Below are 2611 nucleotides of genomic sequence, written 5' to 3'. Positions count from 1 at the left end.
AGGGTTACATTGCGACGCTCGCCCTGTTTCCGCAGCTCCGGGATGCGAGCCTGGATGCGCGCTTCGCCGCCGTTCAAGGTCATGCTGCATCGGGTACGAACGGATCCAACATTGTTCCACTCGATCGCCAGCAGCGCCGGGGCGGTCACGAATCCGAGACAGAGCTTGGTCTGCCGCGCGCACGGATCGATTTTGACAGCATCGGCGGCCTCGACGCGGTGAAGGTTCAGATCCGTCGCCGGATCATTTTGCCCTTCGAGCGCAAGGGCCTGTTCGAGCGGTTCCGCAAACGTGCGGGCGGCGGCGTGCTGCTCTACGGTCCGCCGGGCTGCGGCAAGACCCTGATCGCTCGCGCGACCGCCACGGAATGCGGCGCCAGCTTCACGATCGTCGAGATCACCGACGTCCTGGAAAAGTGGCTCGGCGATTCCGAGAAGCGCATCGCTGCCCTGTTCGCGGGCGCCCGGGCCAAGCGGCCGGCGGTGCTGTTCTTCGACGAGGTCGAGGCGCTAGCGGCGCGGCGTCGCTTCAGCGATCATAGCTACCAGTCATCAATGGTCTCGACTTTCCTCAGCGAGATGGATGGGTTTCGTGGCGACAACGACGGCGTGCTCGTCCTGGCTGCCACCAACACGCCTTGGGCCATGGATTCGGCTTTCCGTCGGCCCGGCCGCTTCGACCGGTCGCTGTTCATTCCTCCCCCTGATCGCGCGAGCCGCGAGGCGATCCTCGGCATTGCGCTGCGCGGACGCCCAGCGGACCAGCGGCTGCCGCTGGGCGAGATCGCCGATAAGACCGGCGGCTTTTCCGGTGCCGACCTGGCCGATCTGGTTGAGACGGCCTGTGACGCGGCGATCGAGCGGTCGATCGCTGGGGACACCGTCGCGCCGATCACCGCCGCCGATCTTCGGACCGCATTCAAGAGTAGCAGGCCGACGACGGCAGCGTGGCTGACGCAAGCGCGCAACTACGCGAAGTTCGCTAACGAGGGCGGCTACTACGACGACGTCCTGGCATTCCTCGACGCGCATGGCCGCTGACGGGCCGGGGGCCGACGTCGAAGCCGGGATGCGGGCCGCCCGTGCGCTCGGGCGCGAAGGCAACGATCGCGGGGCCGTCTCTACTCTGCGTCGCGTGCTCGCATGGCATCCCGAACATGCGCCCGCCCTCGCTCTGCTGGGGTTGCATCTCGATTATCTCGGTGACGGGGCTGGAGCGCGGAACGCCTGTCGTGCGGCCGTGTCCTTGGACCCAAACGATGCGGTCGCTCACCGCCTTCTTGGGATCGTCCTCGGCCGGAGGATGGGCGGGCGGCGCGAGGCACTGCTCCACCTCCACGAAGCGGTCCGCCTGGATCACGCCGATCCCAACAATCACTTCCAACTCGCCAACCTGCTTGCCGCGCTAACCTATCGACGGAAGGCGCTGTCAGCCTATCGAGCCGCCTGTGCGCTGGCACCCGATGATCCGGTCATCCTCGGCGGCACGGCTGAGTACCTGTTCGGTCGCTGTCGGTCGCGCGAAGCGAAAGTGCTCGCCGCACGCGCCCTCGTGGCGGGTCCGGACAACGTCGTCGCGCTGACCGCCGCGGCACGATCGCGCCTCTGCGACGGGCGTTCCACCGACGCCCGCGATCTTGCTCGGGCTGCCGTCGACCTCGATGCCGGGCACCCACCGGCCCTCGCGGTTCTGATCGAGGCCGAGCTTTGCCGTTTCCGTGCCTTTGCCCTATGGTCACGCATCCGAGGCTGGACGCTGGGCGGCCGGCTGCGCAGCACCGCTCTGCTATTTGCCTTCGGCACTGCCTGCTCCACCGCGATCGGCCTGATCGGCTTGGACACGCGCGGCAGCGTCGCAGTCGTGTCGCTCTACGCCCTGGGCTTTGTCTGGGCGATCGTGCCCGCCCTGATCCTGCGGCGGCGGATCGAAGCCGCTCAGCGGCCGGTTCGCCTGCGCCGACGGTTCTGAACAAAGCTTCGCCCTACGGCGCGAGGGACACGGTCTCACCGCCGAGGGAGCCGTAGAGATACGGCTCCTGCCGGCGATCGGTGGCCTTGAGCACCGCGTCGCGGATCCGCGTGAAGGCGAGGCGGATGTCGAGACCGGGCGTCGCGAGATGGGCAAGCAGCGCCGCCGTGAAGGGGCTGTGCGCGCCCGTGCCTTCGAGGGCGTCCGAACGCGTGCCGGTAGCATAGCCCACCAGCGTGTTGCCACCGCTCGGCACAGTGCTCGGTTCGGATGCGGGCACGCGCGTCGCAGGACGCCGCGCGGCCGATCCGGCGAAGGGGTCGGACCGGGACGCATCGAACAGCACGAGCCCGAGGCGGCGGGCCGGCGCGGTGGCGGCCACGATGGCGTCGAGCGGCAGGGCCGCCGCGTCGAGATCGGCCCGTTGGGCGATTGTCGCGCCGGCCGGGACCAGATAGGCCGTACTGCCGGTCTCGACGCCGTGTCCGGCATAGAACGCCACGGCGATGTCGGCGTCCCGCGCCGCCGTCGAGAGGTCGGCCAGCGCGCGCTTCAGATCGGCCAGCGTCGGATCGGATAAGGTCACGACCGATGCGAACCCGGCCGTGCGCAGCATTTGCCCGATGGCCGCGGCATCCCCGAC

The 2611-nt window shown here is 68.9% G+C and carries 3 protein-coding genes; 2 read left to right on the top strand and 1 reads right to left on the bottom strand.

Features of this window, described 5'->3' with window-relative positions:
• Both ACFE8Y_RS13850 and ACFE8Y_RS13845 read left to right on the top strand, forming a co-directional pair.
• Positions 1-1040, top strand: a 1040-nt coding sequence (locus ACFE8Y_RS13850; RefSeq protein WP_375464965.1) for an ATP-binding protein, incomplete at its 5' end; no start/stop codon positions are given.
• Positions 1030-1968 carry a hypothetical protein gene (locus tag ACFE8Y_RS13845; protein ID WP_375464964.1) on the top strand — a complete coding sequence of 313 codons (939 nt, stop codon included), beginning with the start codon at positions 1030-1032 and terminating at the stop codon, positions 1966-1968. The genes ACFE8Y_RS13850 and ACFE8Y_RS13845, both read left to right, overlap by 11 nt.
• 13 nt (positions 1969-1981) lie before the next feature.
• On the opposite strand, the gene ACFE8Y_RS13840 is transcribed toward ACFE8Y_RS13845, so the two are convergent.
• A partial coding sequence (locus ACFE8Y_RS13840) for a caspase domain-containing protein (protein WP_375464963.1) occupies positions 1982-2611 on the bottom strand: 630 nt, incomplete at its 5' end.

The organism is uncultured Methylobacterium sp. (genome assembly GCF_964242245.1).
GTDB lineage: Bacteria > Pseudomonadota > Alphaproteobacteria > Rhizobiales > Beijerinckiaceae > Methylobacterium.
This window is presented reverse-complemented; position numbering and strand designations above follow the sequence as displayed.